Here is a 1,619-nt window from a genome sequence, read left to right on the forward strand (position 1 = left end):
TCCTTATCTGTGATGCGGACCCCCTGTAAAGGGGTGGATCCGGGTGGTTTTTGGTTGTTTGCTTCGTTCTCGCCCGTGCTTGAGGCTGGCGGACCGCAGTCGGGGTCAATGTGGAGCGCCCGCAGCGCAGCGAGGACGAACGACCTTGAGGCCGAAGAGGATCCGCCGCATGCTCGGTCGGCGAGGAGCGAGCCGAAAAGTGTTTGTTTTAAACCATCTTCGGGTTCCTTCGGTGCGAGTACGTGGTGTGGTAGACGCGTCGGGCGTGCCGGCGCCCAGCCTTATCTGGGTCCACGGACCGTGGTCCGGCGACATGATGATTGATTGGGTGCCCGACATGTGCGGGCTGCCGAAAAAGGTGCGGCCGCTCGTTCTTTCCGGGGCGTCCACCCAGCACAGGGGTGGCGACAGGAGACACTCGGGAGCCAGCCGCAGGCATCAGTGAATTAAGGGGCAGGGCACGCACGCAACGCATCTTTAGGCGGCCACCTCCTTGGCGTCGGCGGCCGGCGGCGCCAGCGCGGCATCGCCGAGGTCACGCAGGCTGTGATAACAGCGGCGCAGCAGCTTACGTTCCACCGCCAGGGTCGGGTCCTTGCCGTTGCCGCGGGGGCGGGCGGCGACTCGGTGGTAGTAGGCATAGTCGGGGGAACCGCGCCGGGCCGCACACTTGGCCGCCTCAAACGCCGCCCAGCGCAGCTCGGGTGAGCCCTGCCGCGACAGATGCCCTGGCGAGCATTTGCCGTCAGTGGAGTAGACGGTGACATCCAGGCCGGCGAAGCGCACCAGCTGATCAGAGTTAGAAAACCGGCGGGCATCCCCGATCTCGGCCCAGATGATCACCGCACACAACCAGCCCACACCGTAATGGCGCTGCAACGCTTGGCAGCCGGGCTGGCGGCGAGCGAAGTTGACCAATTGTGCTCGCAGCGGGCCGATCTCGGTGCTCAGCGCATCAATGCACCGCAACGCGGTGTCGACATACTGGTGTCCGGCCGCCGACAGCTCCACACTGGCGAGCGCCTCGCGACCAACCTCGGTCAACAACGCTTTGATCGGTGGACAGCCCTGATGAAACAGTTGGGCGTGGATGCGCTGCTGCCAGGCGCGGCGCTGCTCCATCAGCGTTAAGTACAGCCGACCCAGGGTGCGCACCTCCACCACGTGCGCCGGCGGGATCCACGACTCCGGGAACCGGCCCTCCAGCAGCAGGTTGCGCAGCAGCCGCGCATCGGCACGGTCAGTCTTGGCCCGCTTCTTCGGACCCCGCAACACCGCGACCTCGGCCGGATCCCCCACATGCGCCACCACCCCGGCGGTGGCCAACTCCTCGACCACATACCGCCACCCGGTGCAGCCCTCCAGCGCGAACTCCGCGTCACCGCCCGCACAGTGCTCGGCCAGCCAGCTGCGCAACGTCTTACGCGTTGCCGGCCTGATCTGACCCCAACGCACCAACCCGTCGCTGTCCACGTAATCGAACGTGAGCTGCTGTCGGTGCACGTCCAAACCGCCTATCATCGTCATCGGGACCTCCTCGATAGCTCCGGAAACAAATCCCCGACGCCCATATCATCGAGCGTCTGAGCCGAGGGGGTCCTCCTCACATGTCATCTTGT

General features: G+C 65.6%; 1 protein-coding gene. It reads right to left on the reverse strand.

Annotated elements, in window-relative coordinates:
• Positions 1-477: 477 nt before the first annotated feature.
• Positions 478-1,527 carry an IS110 family RNA-guided transposase gene (locus AWC14_RS11020; protein ID WP_045385296.1) on the reverse strand — a complete coding sequence of 350 codons (1,050 nt, stop codon included), beginning with the start codon at positions 1,525-1,527 and terminating at the stop codon, positions 478-480.
• Positions 1,528-1,619: the final 92 nt, after the last annotated feature.

Source organism: Mycobacterium kyorinense (assembly GCF_002101735.1).
Lineage (GTDB): Bacteria > Actinomycetota > Actinomycetes > Mycobacteriales > Mycobacteriaceae > Mycobacterium > Mycobacterium kyorinense.